Here is a 25,738-nt window from a genome sequence, read left to right as displayed (position 1 = left end):
GCCGCGTGCCCGGCCCCCGCACACGGCCGGGCACGACGGAACGAGCGTCTCCTCTACGCCCGAGCGGCGGCAGCGGCCCTGGCCGCCGCCGGCAGCGCGTCCACGATGCGTCCGATCGCCGAGTCGTCGTGCGCGGCCGAGACGAACCAGGCTTCGAACACCGACGGCGGCAGCGAGACGCCCGCGTCCAGCATCGCGTGGAAGAACGCCGGATACCGGAACGACTCCTGCGCCTGCACCTGCGCGTAGTTGCGCACGGGGTGGCCCAGGTCTGTGAACATGAAGCTGAAAAGGTTTCCCGCCGTCTGCACGGTGTGCGCGACGCCCTCGGCGGTCAGCGCCGCCGAGACCTCGCGCTGCAGCGTCCGCGCCGTGGCGTCGAGAGCGGCGTAGACCTCGTCGTCGGCCAGGTGCAGAGTCCTGATACCCGCCGCCACGGCGACCGGGTTCCCGGAGAGCGTGCCCGCCTGATAGACCGGCCCCAGCGGGGCGAGATGGTCCATCACGTCCGCGCGACCGCCGAGCGCCGCGACCGGCATCCCTCCGCCGATGACCTTGCCGAAGGTGAAGAGGTCGGCTCGATACGGAGCCTCGGCGTCGCGGTTCTCGAGCCCCCACCAGCCGCCGGCGCTCACGCGGAAGCCCGTCAGCACCTCGTCCATGATCAGGAGCGAGCCGTTCGCATGCACGAGCTCGGCGAGGGCCGCGTTGAACCCCGGATCGGGCGCAACGACGCCCATATTGGCGGCGGCCGCCTCGGTGATCACCGCCGCGATGTCGGGGCCGCGCTCGGCGAGCACCGCGCGCACGGCGTCGAGATCGTTGTAGGGCAGCACGATCGTCTGGGCCGCGGTCGCCGCGGTAACGCCGGCGGAGGCGGGGAGGGAGAGGGTCGCCAGCCCGGATCCGGCGTCGGCGAGCAGTCCGTCGGAGTGGCCGTGGTAGTGGCCGGAGAACTTGATCAGCAGGTCGCGGCCCGTGACGCCGCGGGCGAGGCGGATCGCCGTCATCGTCGCCTCAGTGCCCGTGGAGACCAGACGGAGCTTCTCGATCGGCGACACCCCGCCGGCCGTGATGCGCGCCTCGACCAGCTCGGCGAGATCGGTCTCGGCAGGAGTGGACGCGCCGAACGAGAGGCCGCGAGCTGCCGCCTCCTGCACGGCGGCGACCACCTCCGGGTGCGCGTGCCCGAGGACGGCGGGGCCCCAGGAGCAGACCAGGTCGACGTACTCGCGGCCGTCCGCATCCGTGATGTACGGGCCTCTCGCGGAGACCATGAAGCGCGGGGTCCCGCCGACCGAGCGGAAGGCTCGCACGGGCGAGTTGACGCCTCCGGGGATCGCGTGCCGGGCACGCTCGTACAGGGTGTCGTTCGCCGAGATGGTCACGTCCCCAGGGTACGCGCGCTGCCCGGCTCCCTCCCCGCGAGGGGCGGTTTCGGACCGGCCGAGCCTTGCCCGGCGCGGGGCTACCGCAGCAGGTCGCGGGCGATCTCGACCGCCCAATAGGTGAGCACCGCGTCGGCCCCGGCGCGGAGGATGGCGGTCACCGACTCGAGGATCGCCGGCTCGCGCGAGATCCACCCGTTGGCGGCTGCGGCCTCGATCATCGCGTATTCGCCCGAGACCTGATACGCCCAGACCGGCACGTCCGAGACGGCCGCGACGTCCGAGAGCACGTCGAGGTAGCTCATCGCCGGCTTGACCATCACCACGTCGGCGCCCTCCGCCAGGTCGAGCGTCGCCTCGCGCAGGCCCTCTCGGCGGTTCGCCGGGTCCTGCTGATAGGTGCGCCGATCGCCCTCGAGCGTCGACTGCACCGCTTCGCGGAACGGGCCGTAGAAGCTGGAGGCGTACTTCGCCGAGTAGGCGAGGATCGCGGTGTCGAGGTGTCCGGCCCTGTCCAGGGCGGCGCGAATCGCTCCGACCTGGCCGTCCATCATCCCGGACAGCCCGAGCAAGTGCGAGCCGGCCGCGGCCTGCGCGAGCGCCATCTCCTCGTACCGGAGGAGCGTGGCGTCGTTGTCGACGCGCCCGCGGTCATCGAGCACGCCGCAGTGGCCGTGGTCGGTGAACTCGTCCAGGCACAGATCGGTCTGCACGACCAGAGCGTCGCCGACCTCCTCGACGACGACCCGCGTCGCCGCGTTGAGCACACCGTCGGGGTCCGTCGCTCCGGAGCCGACCGCGTCGCGCGTGGTGGGCACGCCGAACAGCATCACACCGCCCAGACCCGCCTCGGCCGCCTCGGTCACCGCGCCGCGCACGCTCTCGAGCGAGTGGTGCATCACCCCCGGCATCGAGCCGATCGGCCGCGCGTCGGTGATCCCCTCGGCCACGAAAAGGGGCAGGATCAGCTGCGCCGGGTGGATGCGCGTCTCCTGCACGAGTCGGCGGAGTGCGGGAGTCGTGCGGAGGCGGCGCGGGCGGATGGCAGTCATGCTCTCCAGCGTAATCCCGCCCGGCAGCGCACCTCCCGGCAGCGCACCTCCCGGCAGTGCTCCTCCCCAGCGCACGGCGCCAGGCACTCTCCACAGTCCAGACCGATCGGCGCCCGCGCCCGCGCCGGATCGTCGATCCTCATCGCGTGACCGACCTCCTCGCTCTCCTTTCCGCCGCCGGCGGCATCGCCCCCTCGAGCGCACTCACGAGCGCTGGCATACGACGCGCCGCGCTCGAGCACGCGCTGTCGACCGGCCGGGTCATCCGTGTCCGTCGTGGGTGGTACGCACTCGCCGATGCTCCCGCCCTCGAGCTCGCCGCTGTCCGATCCGGCGGCCTGCTCACCTGTGTCTCCCTTCTGCGGCACCTCGGGCTGTGGACGGTGGAGCGCCCCGCCCTGCACGTCGCCCTCGGTGCCTCATCGGTTCGGGCGGTGCGCGCGGGAACCGTCGGGCACTGGCGCCGCTGGCCGGGACAGGGGCAGCGCTCGTTCGCGCAGGACGGGATCGGTGCCGCGATCCTGCACCTGCTGACCTGCGTCAGCGAGATGGACGCGATCGTCACCGTCGACTCCGCGCTGAACACGGGTCTGCTGGCCAAGGAGGAGCTCGACGCACTCCGAGCGCTCGCACCGATCGGGAAGAGAGCGCTCTTCGACCTCGTGGATGGCCGGAGCCAGTCGGGCCTGGAGACCAAGACCCGAGTGAGCATGAGGCGACACGGAGTCCAGGTACGCGCTCAGGTCTTCATCCCCGGCGTCGGACACGTCGACGACATCATCGGCGAGCGCCTCGTCGTCGAGAGCGACGGATACCGCTATCACTCGTCGCTGGCGCAGTTCCGCGAGGACCGGCGGCGGGACCTTGAGCTCGCCCGGCGCGGCTACCTCTGCCTCCGGCTGGACAACCACCAGATCATGGACGACTGGGCTCGGACCGAGGACGTCTTGCTCACACTGATCCGAAATCGGGAGCATCTGTGGACGCCGGCGCAGAGGCGACGACACAACATCAGCTGAGACACCATCTCATCCACGATGGTGGATGAGATGGTGTCTCAGCTGACGTTGCGTTGGGCGAATCAGCGGGGGGCGCGCTCGGTGGCGACACCGGCGACCGCGTCGATGAGGGAGGAGGCCGACCTCTCGTCGGCGACCACGTCCACGCGCAGGCCGAAGGCGCGGGCGTCCTTCGCGGTCTGCGGCCCGATCGCCGCAACGAGGATGGACTCGGGGACCGGGCCGAGCTGCTTCTGCACCTGCTCCGCGACGCTGCCCGACGTGACGAGGATCGCGTGCACCGCGCCGCTGGCGACGTCGGCGACGACGCGCTCCTCCACCGGGACCCCGACCGTGCGGTACGCGACCGCCGAGCGCACGTCGTGCCCGATACGGGTCAGCCCCTCGGTCAGCAGCGGCTTGGCGATCTCGGAGCGCAGCGTCAGCACGCGCAGGGGGTGCCTGCCGCCCGTCGCTTCCTCCCACTCGGCGAGCAGGCCGCGGGCGGAGTTGTCCTCGGAGGGGACCAGGTCGACGGAGTAGCCCGCGGCGACGAGCGCGGCAGCCGTGGTCTCGCCGACCGCGGCGACCTTGGTGGTCTCGGGCACGGTGGTGCGCAGGAGAGAGAGGACATCGACCGTCGTAGCGCTCGTGACCGTCATCCAGTCGAAGGCGCCCGCCTCGAGATCGGCGAGAGCCTGTTCGAGCGCGGGGAAGTCATCGGTCGGCGCGAAATTGATCATCGGAGCAACGACGGGCGAGGCGCCCTTGGCTCGGAGGGCGGCGGCGACACCGTCCCCCCACGGGCCTCCGCGGGGGACGAGGATGCGCCAGCCCTGCAGCGGCTTCTCCCACTGGGAGTAGGCGGCGGGGACGATCACGACGGGGCTCCCAGGGGTGCGAGTTCGGCGGCACCCGCACCGAGAAGCGCGTCAGCGAGCAGAGAGCCGCAGCGGAACGCGGCTTCGACGACGGGCAGTTCGCGACCACCATACTGCGAATCCGCCCAGTGTCGACCACCGCCGACCGAACCGTTATCCACCGGCTCCGCCACCTCCCGCGCCAGGGATGCGGCGCCGTCCGTGGCGAAGACCACACCGTGCAGCACCACGCGGTCGGCCTCCACGACGGCGGAGGCTCCGATCGGAGCGGCGCAGCCCGCCTCGAGCGCGGCGAGGAGGGAGCGCTCGGCCGTGATCGCGGCACGGGTGGGCAGGTGCTCGACGGCGGCGAGCGCGGCGCGCAGCTCCTCCGACGGCTCCTCGTCGCGCACCTCGATCGCCAATGCGCCCTGTCCGGGCGCGTGCGGCGACACATCGAAGCCGAGCACCTCGGTGATCGCGTCGACCCGTCCCAGGCGGCGCAGGCCCGACAGGGCGAGCACGATCGCGTCCAGCGGTGAGGCGCTGCCGGGCAGCACCCGCCGCAGCCGCGTGTCGATGTTCCCGCGGATGTCCACGATCTCGAGGTCTGCACGCGCAGCCAGCAGTGCCGCGCGGCGGCGGGGCGAGCCCGTTCCCACGCGCGCGCCAACGGGCAGGGTCGCCAGGGTGAGGCCGTCGCGCGCGCACAGCGCGTCGCGCGGATCCTCGCGCTCGGGCACTGCGCCGAGCAGCAGGCCCTGCACCGGGGCGGTGGGCAGGTCCTTCAGCGAGTGCACGATCGCATCGCAGTGCCCCGCGAGCAGCGCGCCGCGCAGCGCACTGACGAACACGCCGGTGCCGCCGAGGGAGGCGAGCGAGCCGCGCATGCGGTCACCGTCGGACTCGATACGCACCAGCTCGACGGGCACCCCCGCCGCGGCCGACATCGCATCCGCCGTCATCCTGGTCTGCGCCACGGCGAGCGCGCTCGCGCGAGTGCCGACGCGGATACTCACGACCGAGGGCTCCCGATCACAGCGCCACTGCGGCGATCACGGCGCCACTCCGGCGAGGGCGGGCTTGAACCCCGCTCGCACGTTCTCGCAGCAGCCGGGGCGGCAGACGTCGTACCAGGGGCCGAGCGCCGTCATCGACGGACGCTCCTCGGTCGGCACACCGTTGACGCGCTCGAGCACGAGGTCGATCAGGCCGGAGACGTAGACCGGGTCCGTGCCGGGGGTTGCGACGCGGAGCGCGACGAGACCGTGCTCCTGGGAGGTCTCGAGTGCCTCGTTGTCGAGGTCCCACATCACCTCCATGTGGTCGGACACGAAGCCGAGGGGGACGATCAGCAGCGCGCGGCGGCCCCGGGCCGGCAGCTCAGCGATGGCGTCGTTGATGTCCGGCTCGAGCCAGGGCTGGGTGGGCGGACCGGAGCGCGACTGGTAGACGAGCTGCCAGGGCACGTCCTCCTCCGTGGCGGCGGCCATGACGACCTCCGCGACCGCGAGGTGCTGCGCCTCGTAGGCGCCGCCCGGGCCGAACTCGTGCACGTCGACGACAGTGCCGTCCTCGTGACGCTCGTGGGGTCCGCTGCGCGCCGCGTCCGAGCTGGGGATCGAGTGGGTGGCGAAGAGCACCTCGACCTCGGTCGTGACGTCGAGGTCGGGCATCCGCTCGCGCAGCTCGTCGAGACCGTCGTGCACGGCCTTCACGAACGGCATCACGAAGCCCGGGTGGTCGAAGAACTGGCGCACCTTATCGATCCGGAGGTGCCCCTCGAGCCCGGTCGCGTCCAGCGCGGCCGCGAAGTCCTCGCGGTACTGGCGGCAGGACGAGAAGGAGGAGTAGGCGCTGGTCGCGATCGCGAGCAGGTTCGTGAACCCGCGCTCCTTCGCCTCCGCGACTGCCTCACTCAGGTAGGGCGCCCAGTTGCGGTTGCCCCAGAGCACGGGGAGGTCGATGCCGCGGTCGGCGAGCTCGGCCTCGAGCGCCTTCTTCAGCGCGCGGTTCTGCGCGTTGATCGGGCTGACGCCGCCGAAGTGGCGGTAGTGGTGGGCGACCTCCTCGAGGCGCTCCTCGGGGATGCCGCGACCGCGCGTGACGTTGCGCAGGAACGGGATCACGTCGTCCTGTCCCTCCGGTCCGCCGAAGCCGGCGAGGAGGATGGCGTCGTAGGCCACGGGGATCTCGACATGCTCGGGACCGGATGCCGCCGCGGGTGTGGCACCGCGGACGAGGATCTGGTCGCTGGTCGTGTCACTCATCGGAGCACCTCGGCGATCTGGTCGGCCTCGATGCGCCGGCCTGTGTAGAAGGGGACTTCCTCGCGCACGTGGCGGCGGGCCTCGGTGGCGCGCAGGTCGCGCATGAGGTCCACGAGGTTGACGAGCTCCTCGTCCTCGAGGGCGAGGATCCACTCGTAGTCGCCGAGCGAGAACGAGGCGACCGTGTTCGTCAGGACGGAGCGGAATCGCGAGCCCTGGCGCCCGTGCTGGGCGAGCATCGCGCGGCGCTCCTCCTCGGGGAGGATGTACCACTCGTAGGAGCGGACGAAGGGGTAGACGGTCAGCCAGCGAGCCGGCGCCTTGCCGCGCATGTACGCGGGGAGGTGGTTCGCGCTGAACTCGGCGTCGCGGTGCACACCCATCGCGTTCCAGGTCGGCAGGAGGCCGACCAGCAGCTCCGAGCGCCGCACTTCTCGGTACGCGCGCTGCAGCTCCTCCGGGGCGGATCCGGTGAGCCACAGCATGATGTCGGCGTCGGCGCGCAGGGCCGAGACGTCGTAGGTGCCGCGGACGGTTACGCCCCCTCCGTCCAGCTGGGCGACGAGGTGCTCGTACTGCTTCACCGCGGGAGCGACGGCATCGCTGGAGAGGGTGAACGGACGTGCGGGATCCCTGCGGAGAACCGCCCAGAGCGTGTACCCCAGGGCCTGATCGGAGTGATCCTGATCGGCGGGGAGCTGTGGCGCCGCAACGGCGGCGCTCGTGTCGGGGGCGGACTGAACGGGATCCGCCGTGCCGGCGGTCTGATCAATCATTGATCCATCATCCCTCCGCTCGTGCCGATGCACAAAAGCGGCGGTGGCTCTGGCGCCGAAGGGCCCGGGACGCTAGCGCTCCGGGCCCTCGTGGCGCTCACTCCTCGATGATCTGCTTCGCGATACCCCAGGCGACCAGGCCCACGGCGGCGGCGGCACCGACCGCTCCCGCGATCAGCGCGGAGGGGTTCTCGCGACGGACGACCCGGAGCTTGCGCCCGAGGTTCCGCTGGGCCATGCGCAGCTTGCGCGGGACGTTGACCTTGTACTCGATCGCGTCGAGAGTTGCGGCCAGCTCGGAGCGCGCACGCTCGATGTCGGCCTTCAGCTGGCCGGGAGTGAGCTCCGCCGGATCGACGAAGCGGGGCGTACTGCTGCTGACGGATCGCTCAGTTGTCATAGCTGCCCACTCCCTTGAACGCCTGGACGTCCTTCTTGATGCTGTCGATCGACTCCTGCGGAACCGGCGGCACGGCCTTCTTGATGGTGCGCACGCCCACGAGGGCGAGGATCACGGCCACCAGGAGGAAGAACACGGTCACGATGAGCGCCGACAGCCACGCAGGAACCCAGGAGGCGATGCCGATGATCGCGAAGGCGACCAGCGTCGCCCAGGCGGTCAGAAGCAGGAAGGCCGCGACCGCGAACAGGGCGACCGCGAGACCTGCGCTCTTCGCCTTACCCGCGAGCTCACTCTTGAGCGACGCGACCTCGGCCTTGACGAGCTCGATCACAAGACCGGGCAGGTCACCGACCAACTCCCCCAGTGATCGGGCGTTCTTCGGATTGCGTTCATTCACCACGGGAGCTCCTCGAGGGTGGGACGTGCCGGCCGGCGCGTGCCTGGCACGGCCGGAGGGATGAGCACTAGGCCTTGCTGGTGGAGGTGGACGTCGCCGATCCTCCGGAGCCGCCCGATGCCGCGGCCTCGTCGACCTTCGAGGCGGCCGTGCGAGCGGCGGCCGATGCCTCCGCGTCGCTCGCCCCCTGGGCCTTCTTGCCACCGGACACGGCCTTGACGACCACCGAGCGCACGACCTCGTACGCCTTGTCGGAGACGCTGCTCAGCTGCGTCTTCGCCGCTCCACCGACGGCACCCGCGACGTCCTGCACGGGCTGCGTCTGCCAGAACTTCGACGCCGCCGAGGCGATCTGCTCGTACCGCTTGCGGCCGGCGCGTGCTCCCAGCACATACCCGGCTGCGGCTCCTGCCACGAAAAGAATCTTGCCCTTCACGCCTACTCCTCGTCCTGGGTCGCTCTCGCGATCGTCCACGGGGTCGGTGACCACTCGTGCCGGGGCACGCCACACGCTCGCGCGGATGCCTGGGCCTAAGAGTAGCCGTCGGCGTCGCGGTTCTCGCTCGGGAGTCCGACGCCTTGACGCACCAGTCGGCGCCGGATAAGGGCGGCCGTCTCGGCGGCGTGCGGGAGTACCGAGGCCAGACCGGTGCCCGCGATCCAGGTGCCGGTCACAGCGACTCCCTCGAGCGGGGCCACCGCCTCGCGGAACGCCTCCAGGTGCGCCCGGCGGCCCAGCGCTGCGGCGGGGCGGACGTTCGCCCAGCTGACCCGGGCGGAAGCGACGAGCGACGCCGGGTCGAGGGCGACGCCCAGCAGCGTCGAGGCGTCCAGCAGCGCGATCGCGGCCGCCTCCGCGTCGGGGCGCCCCTGGAGCGGCGGCCGCTCGCCCGGTCGCCCGTAGGAGAGGCGCAGCACGTGGCGCCCGGGCGGGAGGGAGGCGGCCAGCCAGTCCCACTTGGCGGTCGCGTGGGTGATCGCCTTGGCGGTCACGTCGGTCGCGGTGGGCGCCACGAGTACCCCGGATCCACGAGGTGCCGCGTCCAGGCGTGCATCGTCCACCACCAGGGTCACCAGCTCGACGGAGTCGTCGGGCGCCTCGTCCGCGCTCTCCGCGACCGCGGGCGCGAGGCCGGCGAGCAGCGCTCGGGCATCGCGCTCGGGCGTGGCGACGATGAGCGAGCGGGCGGTCAGCGTTCCGTCGGCGAGAGTCAGGACGACATCACCGTCGGAGCCCTCGAGCCTCTCGACGAAGGCTCCGGTGCGGATCTCGCCGGAGAGGTAGTCGATCCGCTGGACCAGCGCCGCGACGAGGCGGTGCATCCCGCCCTCGAGCCCGCGGACCGCGACTCCGGCCGGGAGGTTCGCGCGCAGGGCGGCCACGGCCCGGGCGAGCGACCCCGCACGGGTGAGGGCGCCGTTCAGGCCGGGCGCGGCGAGGTCGACGTCGATGTCCTCGGGCCGGCTGGAGTAAACGCCGGACACGACCGGCGCGACCAGGTCCTCGAGCACGCGCACGCCCATCCGGGTGCGCACCAGCTCGGCGAGGGAGTGGGCGCGGCCGATCCGCAGCACCGGCATCAGGGTGTCGAGCCAGGCCCGCCAGGCGCCGCGGCGTCCGAGCGCCCGCACGACATCGGGCGCGAGCGGAGTCCCGGGGATGCCGAGGATGCCGGCCCGCGGCGATGGAACGCAGCGGCCACCCGAGAGGTGCAGCCATGAGCCGTGCGTGCGCGGCTCCACGATCGACTCGGCGAGCGGGACGCCGTCGAGGGTCAACGCGGCGAGAGCCTGCTCGACGTGCCCGCCCCGGGTGGCGAAGCTCTCGGCGCCCGCGTCGAGCTCGACTCCGGCGATCGTGAACGGTGCGACCGAGCCGCCGACCCGCTCCCCCGCCTCCAGCACCACGACCCGGAGGCCGATGCGCAAACACTCGGCGGCGGCGGCGAGGCCCGCCACTCCTCCGCCGACCACCGCGACGTCGTACTGCGCGGCGTCTCGCCGACGCTCCTCGCTCACGGCCGCCAGGCGTGCGCGAACGCGACGAGGCGCGTCAGCACGTCGGGGTCGGACTCGGGCGGCACGCCGTGCCCGAGGTTGAGCACGTGCGCGGGGGCGCTGAGGCCGCGGCGCAGGACGTCGTCGACGTGCGCCTGGAGGACCTCCCACGGCGCGGTCAGCAACGCGGGATCCACATTGCCCTGCACCGGCACGAAGCCGCCGAGGCGGTGGTTCGCCTCATCCAGGGGGATCCGGTAGTCGACCCCCACCACGTCGGCGCCGATGCCGTGCATCGCCCCGAGCAGTTCCCCCGTGCCGACGCCGAAGTGCACGATCGGCACGTTGCGGCGCGTCTCGCCGTGGTCGAAGGCGAGGTCGCGCACGTGCGCGAGGGCGCGGGCGGAGGCGGGCGCGACGTGCGCCGTGTAGTCCGAGAGGGAGAGCGCGCCAGCCCAGGAGTCGAAGAGCTGCGCCGCACTCGCTCCGGCGAGCACCTGCGCGCGCAGGAACCGGCCGGTCACCTCGGCCGTCCACTCCATCAGCTGCGCCCAGGCGGCGGGGTCGGCGTGCATCATCGTGCGGGCGCGCAGGTGATCCTTGGACGGCCCGCCCTCGACCAGGTACGCGGCGAGAGTGAAGGGAGCGCCCGCGAATCCGATCAGCGGGGTATCGCCGAGACCGGCGACCGTGCGGCGAACGCCCTCGCGGATCGGCTCGAGCGTCTCATCGAGCACGGACGGGTCGATCGACGCCAGCTCGGCGACGTCGGCGGCCGTGCGCACCGGCTTGTCCAGCACCGGCCCCCGCCCGGGGACAATGTCGACGCCGACCCCCGCCAGCCGCAGCGGGATGACGATGTCGCTGAAGAAGATGCCCGCGTCCACTCCGTGCCGGCGTACCGGCTGCAGCGTGATCTCGCTCGCGAGGGCCGGATCGAGGCAGGCGTCGAGCATCTTCGTGTCGGTCCGCAGTGCCCGGTACTCGGGGAGGCTGCGGCCGGCCTGGCGCATGAACCAGACGGGCGTCGTCTCGGTCCGCTCCGAGCGATAGGCGCGGAGCAGCGCCGAATCGGCGGTGCGACCGGCGGAGAGGGGGTGCAGCGGATCGAGCAGGCCGTCGGTGGAGGAGGTCACCGCGGCATTATTTCAGGCGCATCCGTGATTCCCGGCGCATCCGTGCATTCCTCCCCCGCCCCGCGCCCCGCCTTCGGGGAGCGCGGGTACACTGACGTGGTGCTTCTGTGTCTGACGGCGTCGCACAAGAACGCCAGCTTCGATCTCCTCGAGAAGCTCTCCGTCGACTCCGCCGCCGTGACCGCGGCCCTGTCCGGGGGGATCGACTTCGTCTCCGGAGCCGTCGTCGTCGCGACCTGCAACCGCTTCGAGGCCTACCTCGACATCGAGGAGCCGCTGACCGCCGCGCGGGCCGTCGCGGTCGAAGCCGCGACCGCCGCCGTCAGCGCTGCGACGGGCGTGGAGCAGGACGAGCTGCGCGGCAGCGTCGACGTCGTCTCGGGCGACCAAGTGGCCGAGCACCTGTTCGCCGTTTCCAGCGGGCTCGAGTCCGTTGTCGTCGGCGAGGGCGAGATCGCGGGCCAGGTCCGCCGATCCCTCGAGGAGGCGCGACGCCTCGGCACCACCTCCTCCGAGCTCGAGCGGCTGTTCCAGCGCGCCTCGCAGACCTCCCGCGGCATCAAGAACCGCACCGGACTCGGCAGTGCCGGCCGCTCGATCGTGCGCCTCGCCCTCGATCTGGCGGCGAGCCGCATCACCGACTGGCGCGCCGCCCGCGTCCTGCTCGTCGGCACCGGCAGCTACGCGCGGGCCACCGTCGCCGCCCTGCGCGACCGCGGAGTCGTCGACATCGCCGTGCACTCCCCCTCCGGCCGCGCCGAAGGCTTCGCCGCCCGCCGATCGCTCCGCCCCATCGACGCGACCGACCTCGCGCTCGAGGCCGTCTCGGCCGACATCGTCATCACCTGCACCACCACACCGGAGCCGGTGCTCGATGCGGCGCTGCTCGCCGAGGGCCGCCTGCAGGGCTTCTCCCGCGAGCGCCAACTCGTGATCGACCTGGGCCTGCCCCGCAATGTCGCCGCTGACGTGACCTCGGTCACCGGTGTCGAGCTGCTCGACCTCGAGACCATCAGCCTGCACGCCCCGCTCGACGTGCTCGACGCGTCGCAGCAGGCGCGCGCCCTGGTCGACAGGGCGGTCCGGAAGTTCTCGGACGTCGCCGACGAGAAGAGCCTGACCCCGGCTGTTGTCGCGCTGCGCTCGCACGTCTTCGACGCGCTCGACGCCGAGATCGAGCGCGCCCGCTCCCGCGGCGACGAGGACGGCCGCACAGAGCAGGCCCTCCGCCACCTCGCGGGCGTCCTGCTGCACACCCCCAGCGTCCGGGCCCGCGACTACGCGCGAGCCGGGGCTCAGGAGGCGTACCTCACCGGACTCGAGGCGCTGTTCGGCATCGAGGTCCCGGCCGAGCCCGCCGCCACCGCCCGCCCCGACTCGGGTGCGGCCACCGCGTGAGCCTGCGACTCCCGTTCAACGCGTAACCGCTACGCACCCCTCCTCTCCGCTGCCCTCCCGCCTCCCCGCCCTCCCCGCGAGATGCCACTTATGAGGCCGACACGCCGCTACGGCGCGTCACAAGTGGCATCTCGCCCAGCGCGTTAGGCGCCGCGTAGACCAGCGAACAGGTACGCCTCCAGCTCGGTGAGCGGGATGCGCTCCTGCTTCATCGTGTCGCGGTCACGGACAGTCACGGCGTCGTCCTCGAGGGAGTCGAAATCGACGGTCACGCAGTACGGGGTGCCGATCTCGTCCTGGCGGCGGTAGCGGCGGCCGATCGCTCCGGAGTCGTCGAAGTCGACGTTCCAGAGCTGGCGCAGCTGGTCGGCGACGCGGCGGGCGAGCGGCGAGAGGGCCTCGTTGCGCGAGAGCGGAAGGACGGCGACCTTCACCGGCGCCAGGCGCGGGTCGAGGTGCAGCACGGTGCGCGTCTCGACCTTGCCCTTGGCGTTCGGCGGCAGCTCCTGCTCCTCGTAGGCGTCGACGAGGAACGCCATCAGGGCGCGGGTCAGGCCGAACGACGGCTCGATCACGAACGGCACGTAGCGCTCGTTCTTGTTCTGGTCGAAGAACGAGAGGTCTTTGCCCGAGTGCTCGATGTGCGTCTTCAGGTCGTAGTCGGTGCGATTCGCGACTCCCATCAGCTCGCCCCACTCGCCCGAGGCGAAGCTGAAGCGGTACTCGATGTCGACAGTGCGCTTGGAGTAGTGGGACAGCTTGTCCTTGGGGTGCTCGTACTGACGGATGTTCTCGGGGTTCATCCCGAGGCCGACGAACCAGTCCCAGGCGAGCTGCATCCAGGTCTCCTGCCACTCCTCGTCGGTGCCGGGCTCGACGAAGAACTCGAGCTCCATCTGCTCGAACTCGCGGGTACGGAAGATGAAGTTTCCCGGCGTGATCTCGTTGCGGAACGCCTTGCCGATCTGGCCGATGCCGAACGGCGGCTTCCGCCGGGCGCTCTGCAGCACGTTCGCGAAGTTGGTGAAGATGCCCTGCGCGGTCTCGGGGCGGAGGTAGTGCAGTCCGGACTCGTCGTCGACGACGCCTAGGTAGGTCTTCATCAATCCCGAGAACTGCTTGATCTCGGTCCACTGACCGACCTTGTCTGGGTGCTCCGGATCGGGGATGTCATCGAGGCCGTTCGCGGGCGGGTGGCCGTTGACCTCCTCGTACTTCTCGAAGAGGTGGTCGGCGCGGTACCGCTTGTGGGTGATCAGCGACTCCGTCAGCGGGTCCGAGAAGACGCCGACATGGCCGGAGGCGTGCCAGATCGCCGTGGGCAGGATGACCGCGGAGTCGAGGCCGACCACATCGCCACGACCCTGCACGAAGGTCTTCCACCACTGGCGCTTGATGTTCTCCTTGAACTCCACGCCGAGCGGCCCGTAGTCCCACGCGGAGCGGGTGCCCCCGTAGATCTCACCCGAGGGGAAGACGAATCCCCTGTGCTGCGCGAGGGTGATGACTGTGTCGAGGGTGGTGGGTTCTGCCACGGGTTGCTCCTCAGCTGTTCGGGCGCACGGGGCCCCGGCGCGCGCCGGCTGCGCGCGTCCTTCTGGTGTGCCCCCATGCTAGCCGCGGGCTCGCGGCGCCGGCCCGCCCGTGACGGGCATGATGAACGGATGAGCGCTCTCCCGCCGATCGTCGTGTCCGCTGTCGCCGTCGTGCGCGAGCGGCGCGTCCTCATGGTCACCGCTCGCGGCCGCGACGTCCTCTATCTCCCCGGCGGCAAGGTCGACGAGGGCGAGAGTGCGATCGACGCGGCGGCGCGGGAGACCCGCGAGGAGCTCGGCGCCGACGCGCTCGGGCTCGAGCCGCTGTTCACCGTTCGCACCCAGGCGCACGGCGAGCCGGAGGGGGGCGACGTGCACATGAGTGTCTTCGCCGCCCAGCTCGATCGCGAGGCGCGCCCGAGCGGCGAGATCGACTCGCTGCACTGGGTCGACAGCTCCGACGCTGATCGCTGCCCGCCCGCCGGGGTCGAGACTCTCCGGCTGCTTCGCGCCCTGGGCCTGGTGAACTGACGCAGTCGGCTCCGCGTCGAGTGCGGGGCGGCTACCCTCGTGGCGTGGAGACGAGACGACGAGCGCGGGACCGGACGACGGCGCAGGAGCCGGGCCGGCTCGAGGCGGTGCGCCTGGAGGCCGCGGTGCCGATCCTGCGGATCTTCTCGGTCGCCAAGGCGGGCGAGTTCTACGTCGACTACCTCGGCTTCGAGGTGGATTGGGAGCACCGTGCCTCGCTCGACGCGCCCCTCTACCTCCAGGTCTCGCGCTCGGGTCTGCGCCTGCACCTCAGCGAGCATCACCGCGACGGCAGCCCGGGTGCGGCCGTGCACGTCGCGCTCCGCGGTGTCCGCGAGCTGCACGCCGAGCTCGATGCGAAGGCCTACCCGTACCTCAACCCCCGCATCACCCGCACGCCGTTCGGCTTCGCACTCGAGGTGATCGACCCGTTCGGCAACCAGCTCCGCTTCGCCGAGCCGGTCCCGGTGCCGCAGGCGACCTGAGCGGAGGCCCTCCGGCCGGTGACACGACGCGAACGCCAACTGGTCAACCATTCATCGCCCGTCCATGCGCTTCGGAGTCGGATCCCCTACCGTGGGAACAATGGTTTCACGGGGGACGATCGAACGGCCGGTCACGGCAGGGGCAGCGACACGGCGACGTCGACCGCGGCCCCTCTTTCTCGACGCCGCTCCGCTGGCGACGGGCCTGCTCGGCTCGCTCTCCATCCTCTTCGGTTCACTCGGCGTGGGCTACCTCCCGGCCGACTCGCCGATCCGCGACTGGCCTGTCGTCGCGTCGATCCGCGCCACCGGCTGGCTGACGGAGTGGAGTGCCGCCCTTGTGGTCGGCGGCGGGATGCTGCTGCTGATCGCCTGGCTGCGCCTGCGCTCAGTCGCACTCGCCGCCGGACCCGGCTCCGTCCGCACGATCCTGGTCGCCGCCCTCGCCTGGGCCGCACCGCTGCTGGTCACGGTACCGCTGTTCAGCCACGACATGTTCTCCTACGTCGCGCAGGGCCGCCTGATGACGCAGGGGATCGACCCTTACACGAACGGCGTCGCGACCCTGCCCGGCTGGTTCAGCCTCGGCGTCGATCCGCTCTGGGCGGACACCCCCACGCCGTACGGGCCGTTGTACCTCCTGGTCGAACGCACCGCTGTGCAGCTCGCGGGCTACGGCTCGCCCGAGCTCTCCATCGCGATGCTCCGCGCCGTCTCGGCAGCGGGAGTGGTCGTGATGGCGGTCTACGCACTGCGCCTGGCGCGCCTGCGCGGCCTCTCCGTGTCGCTCACGGCATGGACACTTGTCGCCAATCCGCTCACGCTGGTGCTGTTCATCGTCGCGGGTCACAACGACTCCGTGATGCTGGCGCTCATTCTCGCCTCGCTCTACTACGCGCAGACCGACCGCCGCATCGCTGCCGTCGTGCTGATGGCCGGCGCGATCGCGATCAAGCCGATCGCTGTCCTCGCCCTGCCCGTGCTCGCGCTGCTGTGGCTGCGTCACGACGCGACCTGGCGTGAGCGCGCCCGCGGCTGGCTGTGGACCGGCGCCGGGGCGCTGGGCCTCGTAGTCGCGGTGGGGCTGCTCGCGGGTGTCGGAGTCGGCTGGGTCGCGGCGATGGTCGTGCCCGGTTCGATTTTGCACTGGTACGCGCCGATGTCGTTCGTCACGGTCGCCCTCTCCCGCACCGTCGAGTTCACGGGCCACGACCCTGCCGCGGCCATCGCCGTGGCGAAGGTCCTCGCGCTGGGCCTCGCCGGTCTGATCGCCGCGCGCCTGATGCTCTCGCGCCGGTCGATCGATCCGCTCGCCCGCCTGTCCGGAGCGCTTCTGGCATTCGTGACGGCCTCGACGGCCGTCCACCCGTGGTACGTCCTATGGATATTGCCGATCGCTGCACTCGCGCGGCCCTGGCGCGGCGCTCACGTGCACCTGGCGGTGTACGCGTCGATCTTCCTGATGTGCGTCACGCTGGCGGAGCCGGTCGATGGCGGGGGCGGCACGATGGACCAGATCCCGGGTCGAGTGGCCACTATCGCCGCGATCGCCGTAGTAGGGATGTACACCCTCCTCGGCTACACCGACGAGGAGCGCGTCGAAGGCCCGCCCCTGGCACGCGCCCTGCCGTTCGGCTCCGAGCTCCTCGCGCGCTTCAGCGGTGGCCGCCTGGGCGACGCCCGGCTCGCCAGCACGCGCACGCGCGACTAGAGCCCCGCGCGACCAGAACCCGCTCGCGCTCAGGAGTCGTCGCGCTGGCGAGGGGTGCGGCGATCGATGGCCGCTTGCGCCGCGGCGGCGGTCGAGTCCGCAGAGCCGACGGGTCCGCCCGGGCCCGCGAGCACGCTCGAGAGCGACGACAGCCAGCCGACGTCATCACGTCGACCATTCAGCGCCGTCGTGAACAGCGGTAGCTCGCTGCGTGTGGCGTGGATCGCGTAGGACTCGCGGGTGAAGCCGTTGTCGGGGACAACCGGGTCGCGACCACGGGCCGGTGCGGCTTCTGCCGGAGCGGGGTCTCCGTCCGCGGGGTCCGCCTCCAGGGGTTCCACGTCCACGGGTTCCGCCTCCACGGGATCCACGTCCGCGGGTTCCGCCTCCGCGGGATCCGCCTCCACGGGATCCACCTCCGCCGCCTGCTCCTGGGGGGCGTCGCGCTCGTCGCGCGGGTCAGTGCTGTCGTGGTCCACGGTGATCCTCCTGCTCTCCGCTCCTCGCGGCGGAGCGGACGCCGCGGAGTGACGCGGCGCCCGGACAGGCTATCCCTCGTTCAGGGAGTGCGGTCGTCGGTGGCGCCGGATGGCGGCGCGGGGCGCCAGATGACCAGTTCTGTGCGGCGCTGTGCGCGCGTGCCGTGGCGCAGGGTGACCACGTCGCCCTCCAGGCCGGCAGCGAAAACGCGGCGGCCCGGCCGGTTGAGCAGTTCGTCCGCCAGAGCCGTCTCCAGCTCGCGCACCCGCTGGGAGAGCGACTGCACCTGATTCTCGAGCTGCAGGATCCGGGCGATACCCTCGAGCGAGACGCCCTCGGAGGACGCTCGCGCGACCTCGCGCAACTGCACCACGTCGCGCATCGAGTAGCGGCGCGACTTCCCCGCGGTGCGCGTCGGGCTCACAAGCCCGAGGCGGTCGTACTGCCGTAGCGTCTGCGGGTGCATCCCCGCGAGCTCGGCGGCGACGGCGATCGCGAAGACGGGCGTGTTCTCGTCCATGTCCCCTCCTCCTCCGACCGGCCGCGCCGACCAGTGCCTCGACTAGTAGCGGGCCTTCTCCAGGATGTCCTCGCGCGGATCCTCGTCCGGCTCGGCGGCGGCGAAGGCCTCGAGGGCCTCGCGGGCGGCGGCGGACAGATGGCCCGGGACGGCCACCTGGAGCACCGCGAGCAGATCGCCCGTGCCCTTCGAGGTCGTGACTCCGCGGCCCTTGACCCGCAGTACCCGACCGCTCGGCGTGCCCGCGGCGACCCGCAGCTTGACGGGCTCGCCGCCCAGCGTCGGCACCTCGATCGTCGCGCCGAAGACGGCCTCGACGAAGGTGACGGGGACTGTGACCCGCAGGTTCACTCCGTCCCGCTCGAAGACGGGGTGCTTGCGCACCGAGACGGTCAGCACGAGGTCTCCGGGCTCGCCTCCGTCGGGGCTCGGGCGACCCTTGCCACGGACGCGGATCTTCTGCTCGTCGGCCACGCCAGCCGGGATGCGCACCGAGAGGGTGCGCCCGTCGCCGGTCTGCAGCTGCACGGTGTCACCACGCGTGGCGGTGCGGAAGTCGATGGTGGTGCTGGCGGTGACATCGGCGCCCTTCTGCGGGCCGCCATATCCGCGGTAGCCGCCGCTGGGCTGGCCGAAGCGACTGCCTCCGCCGCCGAACATGCCGCCGAGGATGTCCTCGAATCCGGGCGGTGGGCCCTGCTGCGTGCTGTAGGTGTTGCGCCCACCCTGGCCGAACATGCCGCCGAAGACGTCGTCGAATCCTCCGGGCTGGCCGCCGGCGGTGAAGCGCGCCCCGCCGCCCATCGCGCGGATCTGGTCGTATTCTTTGCGCTGATCGGCGTCCGAGAGCACGGTGTACGCCTCGCTGATCTCCTTGAAGCGCGCCTCGGCCTTCGCGTCGCCGGGGTTGGAATCCGGGTGGAACTGGCGGGCGAGCTTGCGGTACGTCTTCTTCAGGTCCGCCGCGGAGACGTCCTTGGACACGCCGAGGACTGTGTAGAAGTCCTTGTCGAACCAATCCTGGCTGGCCATGTGCCTCTTCCTGTGTCGAATGCGGCGAGGGACCCCGCCCGGGGCGGCAGCGTTCTGCCGAGCGGGGCGGGGTCCTCCGCGGTGGTGGTGCGGGTGATCGGGTCAGTCCGCGGGGACGGCCACGACCACCTTGGCGGCCCGCAGCAGCGAGCCTCCGAGGTAGTAGCCCGACTCGACGACGTCCGCGACCGTGGAGGTCTCGGCTCCGGGGGTGGGCTGCTGGAAGATCGCCTCGTGAATGGTCGGGTCGAACAGGTCCCCCGCGGCGCCGGTCTTCACCAGGCCGAGCTTCTCCACTCCGCCGCGCAACTTCTGCGCGATGGCCGTGAACGGGCCGCCCTCGGCGAGGTCGCCGTGTTTCTCGGCGCGGTCGAGGTCGTCAAGCACGGGGAGGATGACCTTCACCGCGTCGCCGATCGCCCGCTCCTTGTCGACCTGGCGGTTCGACTCGGTGCGCTTGCGGTAGTTCGCGTACTCGGCGGTGACCCGCTGAAGGTCGGCGAGGTGCTCCGCGGCGAGCGTCTCGGCGCTGGACTGACCGGAGAGGAAGGAGAGGTCGGCGTCCGAGAGGCTGGTCTCGACGTCCGGCCCTTCGGCCTCGATGAGGCCCTCCTGGTCTTGCGCGTCCTGCGCCGCCTCGGCTCCCGCCTCGCCGCCAGTGACCGACTGCTCCTCGGGGAGGTCGCGGGGCTCGTCCTGGGGCTCGTTCTCGGGGTGGCTCTGGGCTGCCATGACTACTTCTTGTCCTTCGGCTCGTCCTCGTCGATGACCTCGGCGTCGACGATGTCCTCGTCGGCCTTCTTGTCACCGTCGGCCGGAGCGTCCGCGGGGGCGCTCTGCGCAGCCTGGTCCTGGGAGTAGATCGCCTGACCGATCTTGGTCTGCGAGGCGTTGAGCGCGTCGAACGCGGTCTTGACGGCCGCGTCGTCGTCGCCGGCGAGCGCGGTCTTCAGCGCGTCGACATCGCCCTGCACCTCGGACGTGACGTCCTCCGGCAGCTTCTCCTCGTTGTCCTTGATCAGCTTGTCGATCGAGTACGCGAGGGTCTCGGCGTTGTTGCGGATCTCGGCGGCCTCACGGCGGGCCTTGTCCTCGGCAGCGTGCTCCTCGGCCTCGCGGACCATGCGGTCGATGTCGTCCTTGGGCAGCGAGGAGCCGCCCGTGATCGTCATCGACTGCTCCTTGCCGGTGCCCTTGTCCTTCGCGGACACGTGCACGATGCCGTTGGCGTCGATGTCGAAGGTGACCTCGACCTGCGGGATACCGCGCGGGGCCGGCGCGATCCCGGTCAGCTCGAAGGTGCCCAGGTTCTTGTTGTCGCGGGTGAACTCGCGCTCGCCCTGGAAGACCTGGATGGCGACGGACGGCTGGTTGTCGTCGGCCGTGGTGAAGGTCTCGGAGCGCTTGGTCGGGATCGCTGTGTTGCGCTCGATGAGCTTGGTCATGATTCCGCCCTTGGTCTCGATGCCCAGCGAGAGCGGAGTCACGTCGATCAGAAGGACGTCCTTGCGCTCTCCCTTGAGGACACCGGCCTGCAGCGCGGCGCCCACGGCAACGACCTCGTCCGGGTTGACGCCCTTGTTCGGCTCCTTGCCGCCGGTGAGCTTCTTCACGAGCTCGGCCACGGCCGGCATGCGGGTCGAGCCGCCGACGAGGACGACGTGCGCGATGTCCTCGACCTTGACGCCCGCCTCGGCAATGACGTCGGTGAAGGGCTTGCGAGTGCGCTCGATCAGGTCGCTGGTGAGCTCCTCGAACTTGGCGCGGGTGAGCGTCTCGTCGAGGTTCGCCGGGCCGTTCTCGGTGAGCGAGAGGTAGGGCAGCTGGATGCTGGTCGAGGTGCTCGAGGACAGCTCCTTCTTCGCCTGCTCCGCGGCCTCCTTGAGGCGCTGACGAGCGATCTTGTCCTTGGAGACGTCGACGCCGGTCGAGTCCTTGAAGCGCTTGACCAGGTGGTCGACGACGCGCTGATCCCAGTCATCGCCGCCGAGACGGTTGTCGCCGGAGGTCGCGCGGACCTGGATGGTGGAGAAGTCGTCGTCCTTGCCCACCTCGAGGAGGGAGACGTCGAACGTCCCGCCGCCGAGGTCGAAGACGAGGATGAGCTCGTCCTCCTTGCCCTTGTCCAGGCCGTAGGCGAGGGCGGCCGCGGTGGGCTCGTTGATGATGCGCAGAACGTTGAGGCCCGCGATCTCGCCGGCGTCTTTCGTCGCCTGGCGCTCGGCGTCATTGAAGTAGGCCGGGACGGTGATGACCGCGTCACTCACCTTGTCGCCGAGGTACTGCTCCGCATCGCGCTTGAGCTTGCCCAGGATGCGGGCCGAGATCTCCTGCGGCGTGTACTTCTTCTCCTCCACGCCGAACGTCCAGTCCGTGCCCATGTGGCGCTTGACCGAGGCGATGGTGCGGTCGACGTTGGTGACGGCCTGGCGCTTCGCGGTCTCACCGACCAGCACCTCGCCGTCCTTGGTGAACGCCACGACCGACGGGGTGGTGCGGAAGCCCTCGGCGTTGGCGATGACGGTGGGCTCGCCTCCCTCGAGGACGGCCACGACAGAGTTGGTGGTTCCCAGGTCGATGCCTACGGCACGGGACATATGCGTTGTTCTCCTTCGCGATCGGCGTCGCTCAGGCGACGGCCGATCAAGTCACGGGTGGTGGGGAGTCCTCTGCGGGAGTTGAGTCCCGCACGCTCAAGTTTAGCCATCCTCGCCCGAGCGTCAAGTTCACCCTCACGAACCTGAGCCTGGAGAACTCAACTTCGACCGCAACCCGGCCCCTCCTCCCCGTCCCGCAACCCGGCCCCCTCCTCCCCGTCCTCGCGATCACCGCGCGACCGGCGCCCGGAGCACGCCGTGAGCGCGGTAGTTCGCGAGTTCCACGTCGTCGAGCCCGTACTGATCGAGTTCGAGCAGATGCCGGCGCAGCGAGAGGGTCGGGAACGGGAAGGGCCGCCGGGACAACTGCTCATCGACCTGGTCGAGGTGGTTGAGGTAGATGTGGCAGTCGCCGGCGCTCCACACCAGCTCGCCGACCGTGAGCGCGCAGTGGTCGGCGATCAGGTGAGTGAGGAGGGCGTAGCTGGCGAGATTGAACGGCACGCCGAGGAACAGATCGGCGCTGCGCTGGTAGACGTGACAGGAGAGGCGGTCATCGTCGACGTAGAACTGGAAAAGGACATGGCAGGGCGCCAGAGCCATGTCGTCGATCTCGCCGACGTTCCACGCCGAGACCACGATCCTCCTCGAGCTCGGATCGAAACGGATCTGTTCGACGGCCCGAGCGATCTGATCGATCGACTCCCCCGTCTTCGTCCCCCATCGTCGCCACTGCGCACCGTAGATCGGCCCGAGGTCTCCGCTCTCATCGGCCCACTCGTCCCAGATCGACACACCCCGTTCCCGCAGCCAGCCGACATTCGTCTCGCCGCGCAGGAACCAGAACAGCTCCTGCGCAATGGACGGGAAGTGCACCCGCTTGGTCGTCACCAGCGGAAAGCCTGAGCCAAGGTCGTAGCGCAGGTGCCGACCGAAGACGCTGAGGGTTCCGGTGCCGGTGCGGTCCGACCGGCGACTGCCGTTGAGCCGGACGTCGCGCAGGAGCCATTCGTAGGACGACGACACGTGCAGCCCTTCCAGTGCTGTCGAGGTGGAACGTCCGCGTCACGGCGAGCGGAGCGCGGCAGAGGGATCAACCGGAGAAGTCGATGACGATCTTCATCTCCGACGTCATACGGTACTCGGCGAAAATCGTCCGCAGCCCCTCGAAATCGGCGAACGGATGGACGCGAGTGACGAGCGAGTCGACGTCCACGACTCCGGAGGTGATCGCCGCGAGTGCCGTGCGGATGACGACGGCGCTGCGATGCATCGGGAAAGCGCGGACATCGAAGGGGACGGACACGATCCTGATGCCCTTGGCCAGCACGAGCCAGGTGTCGAACTTCTGCAACTCCTGTGACGCACCGTAGAGGACGTACCGCCCATTCGGGCGCAGGCGCCGCATGGCCTGACGTCGAGGATCGTGCTCGTCGTCGTCGACGCGGATCGTCGGGAGGCCGTCGAAGACGTAGTCGAAGTGGTCGTCGGGGATCTCGGTGAGCTCGCCGGGCGTGACCGCACGGTCGGCGAAGATCGCGGCCGCCTGCGCATTCCGGGCGGGATTCTGATCGAGGACCACGACCTCACTGACCGCGAACGTCTTCTGGAGGATGCTCCCGGCGATGATGCCGATCGGTCCGGCACCCAGAATCAGCACCCGGTCACCCACGGCCGGCGGATTGCCGAGGATGGAGCGGAGCACTCCCGTCGTCGGCTCGATCAGGGACGCGCCGATGTCCGGCAGTGAGGACGGGACCACGACCGCCGCGGCGCGCCGGTCGTCGACGAAGGACCGCTCGGCCGGGAAGGGATCCGTCTTGCGCTCGCCCGCGAAGACGGGCCGCACGCTGCGGTACTCGGCGAGCCCGTCGAAGTCCGTCTGACCCCAGTACACGAGGCGGTCCCCGACGCGGACAGTCTCGGCCGCGGCGATCTCCGGTCCCACATCGATGACGTCGCCCACGTACTCGTGGCCGAGGACGACGGGATAGTCGTCGGGGAAGAGGTGCCCCTCGAAGAAGGAGACGTCGGTGGAGCAGAGCGAGACAGCGCGGGTGCGCAGGAGGACTCCGTCGGACGGGGTCGACGGGATCGGTCGAGTGGACGAGCGGAGGTCGCCGGGACCGGCGAGTTCGACGACCTGCATCCGATCGGTGCCGACGAGGGGAGGGCGTCGGTCATCGAGCGCGGGACGGGAGAGGGTGAGTGCCATGATTCCTTCTTGGTTTTCTCGGGTGGAGTGGTGTGGGTCGGGATGGTGTCGGGCCCGGGTGCTCACGGGCCCGGGTGCTCACCTCGCGCGCCCGGTGGCCCAGCGGCGCATCAGCGGCCGCTCGAGTCCGTAGTACAGAGCGGCCGCGGAGGCCGCGGAGGTCAGCGCCGCCACTGCGAGCAGGAGCAGCGACTCCCCTGGCCCCGAGGAACGGGCAGCGCCGGAGAGGAGAACGAGCACGGGCTGGTGGATGAGGTAGAACGCGAAGGACCACTCCCCGAGCCGCCGCCACCAGGGCGAACCGTCTCCGCGCGGTCCGCGGGCGTCGTGCGCGGCCAACGCCGCGATCAGCCACAGACACGGGAGGACGATGACCGCCTTCTGCGACCAGAGCGCGGGCAGGAACAGCGCGCCGATGTACGCGAGCACCAGAACCACCGCCGGGAGCGCGCGCGACGCGGGCCGGAACCAGCCGTCCCGCACCGCGATCGCCGCGCAGATCCCGAGGACGAACTCCGGCAGCCTCCCCACCGGGAGAACGTAGAGGAGCCAGTACTGGACACTCCGCACGGAGGAGTCGTGCGCCATCGGCTCGCCGATCGGAAGCAGCTGCGCGAGGAGCACGGTGCCGACGATCACGAGGAGCGCCAGGCCGGCGACAGCCAGGACGACCCGGCGGGGCGGGCGTCCCACGATCGCTCGCGCGGCGAGCGGGAACAGCACGTAGAAGAGCGCCTCGACGCAGAGCGACCAGCCCGGCGCATCGAGGCCGAAGTAGACAGCGGGGTCGGGCGACCACGCCTGCGTCATCAGGAGGTAGCCCGGCAGCAGGTGCGCGGCGCCCGGGCTCACGAGGAGCGCCACGACACCGCAGACCCAGTACACCGGGAGGATCTTGACGAAGCGCCGTCTCCAAAAGCCCGCGGCTGTATCGTCGGGCCGCACCGACCAGGCGATGACGAAGCCGCTGAGCAGGAAGAAGAAGCTCACCCCGGCCGCCCCGATGTGCTCCGCGACCCGCCAGAGTGGATCCGCGATCTCTGGTGAACCGCCGAGGAACGGCGCTTGCGGGAGTGCCGCGTGGAAGACGAACACAGCCAGCGCGGCGGGGAAGCGAGCGGCAGTGAGCGACGGGAGCCGCGCCGCACGGGACACGGCACCCGTGCCCGACGCGACGCCGGCCCTCGGTGACTGCGGCTGGGCATCGATCGCGCTCATCACCGCCTCTCGTCGTCGGAGAGATCAGGCGCAGAGCAGGGAGACGCCGATGGCCGTTCCCTTGCCTTGGAAGTAGGCGAGCTGGACCAGAAGCTCGGCGAGCGGCTCGATGTACCGGGCATTCCCGAGCGGACCCGCGTCGACCGCGTCGAAGCCCAGAGAGACGAGGAACCCGAGCACCTGCGCCTTGGCGTCCTCGTCGTCCCCCGCCACCGGCACGAACAGCGAGCCGGCCTCGAAGGACGCCGGGTCGTGGTTGGGAGCGAGCACGGCGTTGAGCGCCTTGACGACCTTGGACCGACCCAGGTGCGCCGCGATCTGCTCACCACCGGAGGTGCTGAAGCCGACGGTGAGGCGAGCGAAGTCCGCGGAGAGCGGGTTGGTGGCGTCGAGAACGGTCTTCCCGGCGAGTGCTGCGACCTGCTCCGGCGCGAGCTCGAGGGCCGCCTCGTACGGCAGCGCGAGGACCACCAGATCCGCTCCCGCCAGCGCTGCGACCGACTCCTCTTTCGGTGTCTTCCGCGTGACCTGCTGGACGTCGTTGCCGCTGCGACGCGCCGCGCGTGCCAGCGCACCCCCGACGTTTCCGTCTCCGATGATCGCTACAACACTCATAGATTGAACTCCCGTTCTCGTGACTGACTGGAACGTCACGATCATGGAGTCGCATCGCGCCGCGATCGAGACCTGATCCGCGAAGTGAGCTATCGTCGCAGCCGAACGGTCGGCGCTGGACGA

The 25,738-nt window shown here is 70.8% G+C and carries 26 protein-coding genes; 5 read left to right on the top strand and 21 right to left on the bottom strand.

From position 1 onward, the window contains the following. Positions 1 to 53 precede the first annotated feature (53 nt). The gene (hemL, locus tag A6122_RS02080) at positions 54 to 1,382 is read right to left on the bottom strand and encodes a glutamate-1-semialdehyde 2,1-aminomutase (RefSeq protein WP_068256859.1); all 1,329 of its coding nucleotides are present in this window, start codon (positions 1,380 to 1,382) and stop codon (positions 54 to 56) included. A gap of 86 nt (positions 1,383 to 1,468) precedes the next feature. Next, positions 1,469 to 2,440 carry a porphobilinogen synthase gene (gene hemB, locus A6122_RS02075; protein WP_068251020.1) on the bottom strand — a complete coding sequence of 324 codons (972 nt, stop codon included), beginning with the start codon at positions 2,438 to 2,440 and terminating at the stop codon, positions 1,469 to 1,471. Positions 2,441 to 2,586: 146 nt separating this feature from the next. On the opposite strand from hemB, the gene A6122_RS02070 reads away from it, so the two are divergent. Beyond that, on the top strand, positions 2,587 to 3,459 hold the full coding sequence (locus A6122_RS02070) for a DUF559 domain-containing protein (RefSeq protein WP_068251017.1): 873 nt from the start codon (positions 2,587 to 2,589) through the stop codon (positions 3,457 to 3,459). Between the two features lie 62 nt (positions 3,460 to 3,521). Here the strand turns inward: A6122_RS02070 and A6122_RS02065 are convergent, their stop codons facing one another. The 9 genes from A6122_RS02065 to hemE all read right to left on the bottom strand — a co-directional run bounded on the left by A6122_RS02065 (position 3,522) and on the right by hemE (position 11,278). Beyond that, positions 3,522 to 4,316 carry a uroporphyrinogen-III synthase gene (locus A6122_RS02065; protein WP_068256857.1) on the bottom strand — a complete coding sequence of 265 codons (795 nt, stop codon included), beginning with the start codon at positions 4,314 to 4,316 and terminating at the stop codon, positions 3,522 to 3,524. Then, positions 4,316 to 5,317 (bottom strand): hydroxymethylbilane synthase, encoded by a 1,002-nt coding sequence (hemC, locus tag A6122_RS02060; protein ID WP_068251014.1) that lies wholly within the window; start codon positions 5,315 to 5,317, stop codon positions 4,316 to 4,318. Before hemC ends, A6122_RS02065 begins: the two co-directional genes overlap by 1 nt. A 36-nt stretch (positions 5,318 to 5,353) precedes the next feature. After that, positions 5,354 to 6,568 (bottom strand): ferrochelatase, encoded by a 1,215-nt coding sequence (locus A6122_RS02055; RefSeq protein WP_068251011.1) that lies wholly within the window; start codon positions 6,566 to 6,568, stop codon positions 5,354 to 5,356. Continuing rightward, positions 6,565 to 7,344 carry a hydrogen peroxide-dependent heme synthase gene (gene hemQ, locus A6122_RS02050; protein WP_084415755.1) on the bottom strand — a complete coding sequence of 260 codons (780 nt, stop codon included), beginning with the start codon at positions 7,342 to 7,344 and terminating at the stop codon, positions 6,565 to 6,567. Before hemQ ends, A6122_RS02055 begins: the two co-directional genes overlap by 4 nt. A gap of 97 nt (positions 7,345 to 7,441) precedes the next feature. Continuing rightward, positions 7,442 to 7,744, bottom strand: a complete 303-nt coding sequence (locus A6122_RS02045; protein ID WP_084415754.1) for a DUF3618 domain-containing protein — start codon at positions 7,742 to 7,744, stop codon at positions 7,442 to 7,444. Beyond that, complete coding sequence (locus tag A6122_RS02040; protein WP_068251009.1) at positions 7,734 to 8,147, bottom strand: phage holin family protein; 414 nt, start codon at positions 8,145 to 8,147, stop codon at positions 7,734 to 7,736. The genes A6122_RS02045 and A6122_RS02040 overlap by 11 nt, the downstream gene beginning before the upstream one ends. A gap of 64 nt (positions 8,148 to 8,211) precedes the next feature. Further along, positions 8,212 to 8,580: a hypothetical protein gene (locus A6122_RS02035; protein WP_068251005.1), complete on the bottom strand. Its 369-nt coding sequence runs from the start codon at positions 8,578 to 8,580 to the stop codon at positions 8,212 to 8,214. Positions 8,581 to 8,675: 95 nt separating this feature from the next. Next, a complete protein-coding gene (locus A6122_RS02030) occupies positions 8,676 to 10,163 on the bottom strand; it encodes a protoporphyrinogen/coproporphyrinogen oxidase (RefSeq protein WP_237358220.1) in 1,488 nt (495 codons plus the stop codon). Beyond that, on the bottom strand, positions 10,160 to 11,278 hold the full coding sequence (gene hemE, locus A6122_RS02025) for a uroporphyrinogen decarboxylase (RefSeq protein ID WP_068251003.1): 1,119 nt from the start codon (positions 11,276 to 11,278) through the stop codon (positions 10,160 to 10,162). Before hemE ends, A6122_RS02030 begins: the two co-directional genes overlap by 4 nt. Before the next feature lie 99 nt (positions 11,279 to 11,377). Here hemE and A6122_RS02020 point away from each other — a divergent pair, with 99 nt between their 5' ends. Continuing rightward, positions 11,378 to 12,676, top strand: a complete 1,299-nt coding sequence (locus A6122_RS02020) for a glutamyl-tRNA reductase (protein ID WP_068256849.1) — start codon at positions 11,378 to 11,380, stop codon at positions 12,674 to 12,676. 143 nt (positions 12,677 to 12,819) lie between these two features. On the opposite strand, the gene A6122_RS02015 is transcribed toward A6122_RS02020, so the two are convergent. Then, positions 12,820 to 14,211, bottom strand: coding sequence for a glycine--tRNA ligase (locus A6122_RS02015; protein WP_068251000.1), 1,392 nt, complete (start codon positions 14,209 to 14,211; stop codon positions 12,820 to 12,822). A 129-nt stretch (positions 14,212 to 14,340) separates the two neighbouring features. Here A6122_RS02015 and A6122_RS02010 point away from each other — a divergent pair, with 129 nt between their 5' ends. The 3 genes from A6122_RS02010 to mptB all read left to right on the top strand — a co-directional run bounded on the left by A6122_RS02010 (position 14,341) and on the right by mptB (position 16,938). Then, on the top strand, positions 14,341 to 14,742 hold the full coding sequence (locus tag A6122_RS02010; protein WP_068250997.1) for an NUDIX hydrolase: 402 nt from the start codon (positions 14,341 to 14,343) through the stop codon (positions 14,740 to 14,742). 44 nt (positions 14,743 to 14,786) lie between these two features. Beyond that, a complete protein-coding gene (locus tag A6122_RS02005) occupies positions 14,787 to 15,227 on the top strand; it encodes a glyoxalase superfamily protein (RefSeq protein WP_208855041.1) in 441 nt (146 codons plus the stop codon). Between the two features lie 100 nt (positions 15,228 to 15,327). Then, positions 15,328 to 16,938: a polyprenol phosphomannose-dependent alpha 1,6 mannosyltransferase MptB gene (mptB, locus tag A6122_RS02000; RefSeq protein WP_068250991.1), complete on the top strand. Its 1,611-nt coding sequence runs from the start codon at positions 15,328 to 15,330 to the stop codon at positions 16,936 to 16,938. Positions 16,939 to 16,967: 29 nt separating this feature from the next. On the opposite strand, the gene A6122_RS01995 is transcribed toward mptB, so the two are convergent. The 9 genes from A6122_RS01995 to A6122_RS01955 all read right to left on the bottom strand — a co-directional run bounded on the left by A6122_RS01995 (position 16,968) and on the right by A6122_RS01955 (position 25,615). Then, positions 16,968 to 17,417, bottom strand: coding sequence for a hypothetical protein (locus tag A6122_RS01995; RefSeq protein WP_068250988.1), 450 nt, complete (start codon positions 17,415 to 17,417; stop codon positions 16,968 to 16,970). Between the two features lie 80 nt (positions 17,418 to 17,497). Beyond that, positions 17,498 to 17,938 (bottom strand): heat shock protein transcriptional repressor HspR, encoded by a 441-nt coding sequence (locus tag A6122_RS01990; protein ID WP_068250985.1) that lies wholly within the window; start codon positions 17,936 to 17,938, stop codon positions 17,498 to 17,500. A 42-nt stretch (positions 17,939 to 17,980) separates the two neighbouring features. After that, positions 17,981 to 18,970: a DnaJ C-terminal domain-containing protein gene (locus A6122_RS01985; RefSeq protein ID WP_068250980.1), complete on the bottom strand. Its 990-nt coding sequence runs from the start codon at positions 18,968 to 18,970 to the stop codon at positions 17,981 to 17,983. Positions 18,971 to 19,072: 102 nt separating this feature from the next. After that, positions 19,073 to 19,702, bottom strand: coding sequence for a nucleotide exchange factor GrpE (locus A6122_RS01980; RefSeq protein ID WP_068250978.1), 630 nt, complete (start codon positions 19,700 to 19,702; stop codon positions 19,073 to 19,075). 2 nt (positions 19,703 to 19,704) lie between these two features. Further along, positions 19,705 to 21,567, bottom strand: coding sequence for a molecular chaperone DnaK (gene dnaK / locus A6122_RS01975; RefSeq protein WP_068250976.1), 1,863 nt, complete (start codon positions 21,565 to 21,567; stop codon positions 19,705 to 19,707). Between the two features lie 228 nt (positions 21,568 to 21,795). After that, positions 21,796 to 22,599 (bottom strand): thymidylate synthase, encoded by an 804-nt coding sequence (locus A6122_RS01970; protein WP_208855062.1) that lies wholly within the window; start codon positions 22,597 to 22,599, stop codon positions 21,796 to 21,798. A 61-nt stretch (positions 22,600 to 22,660) separates the two neighbouring features. Then, positions 22,661 to 23,782, bottom strand: a complete 1,122-nt coding sequence (locus tag A6122_RS01965) for a zinc-dependent alcohol dehydrogenase (protein ID WP_084415752.1) — start codon at positions 23,780 to 23,782, stop codon at positions 22,661 to 22,663. A gap of 78 nt (positions 23,783 to 23,860) precedes the next feature. After that, positions 23,861 to 25,000, bottom strand: coding sequence for an acyltransferase family protein (locus A6122_RS01960; RefSeq protein ID WP_068250972.1), 1,140 nt, complete (start codon positions 24,998 to 25,000; stop codon positions 23,861 to 23,863). A gap of 24 nt (positions 25,001 to 25,024) precedes the next feature. Further along, a complete protein-coding gene (locus A6122_RS01955) occupies positions 25,025 to 25,615 on the bottom strand; it encodes an NADPH-dependent F420 reductase (RefSeq protein WP_068250969.1) in 591 nt (196 codons plus the stop codon). Between the last annotated feature and the right edge of the window lie 123 nt (positions 25,616 to 25,738).

This window comes from Rathayibacter tritici (assembly GCF_001641005.1).
GTDB lineage: Bacteria > Actinomycetota > Actinomycetes > Actinomycetales > Microbacteriaceae > Rathayibacter > Rathayibacter tritici.
This window is presented reverse-complemented; position numbering and strand designations above follow the sequence as displayed.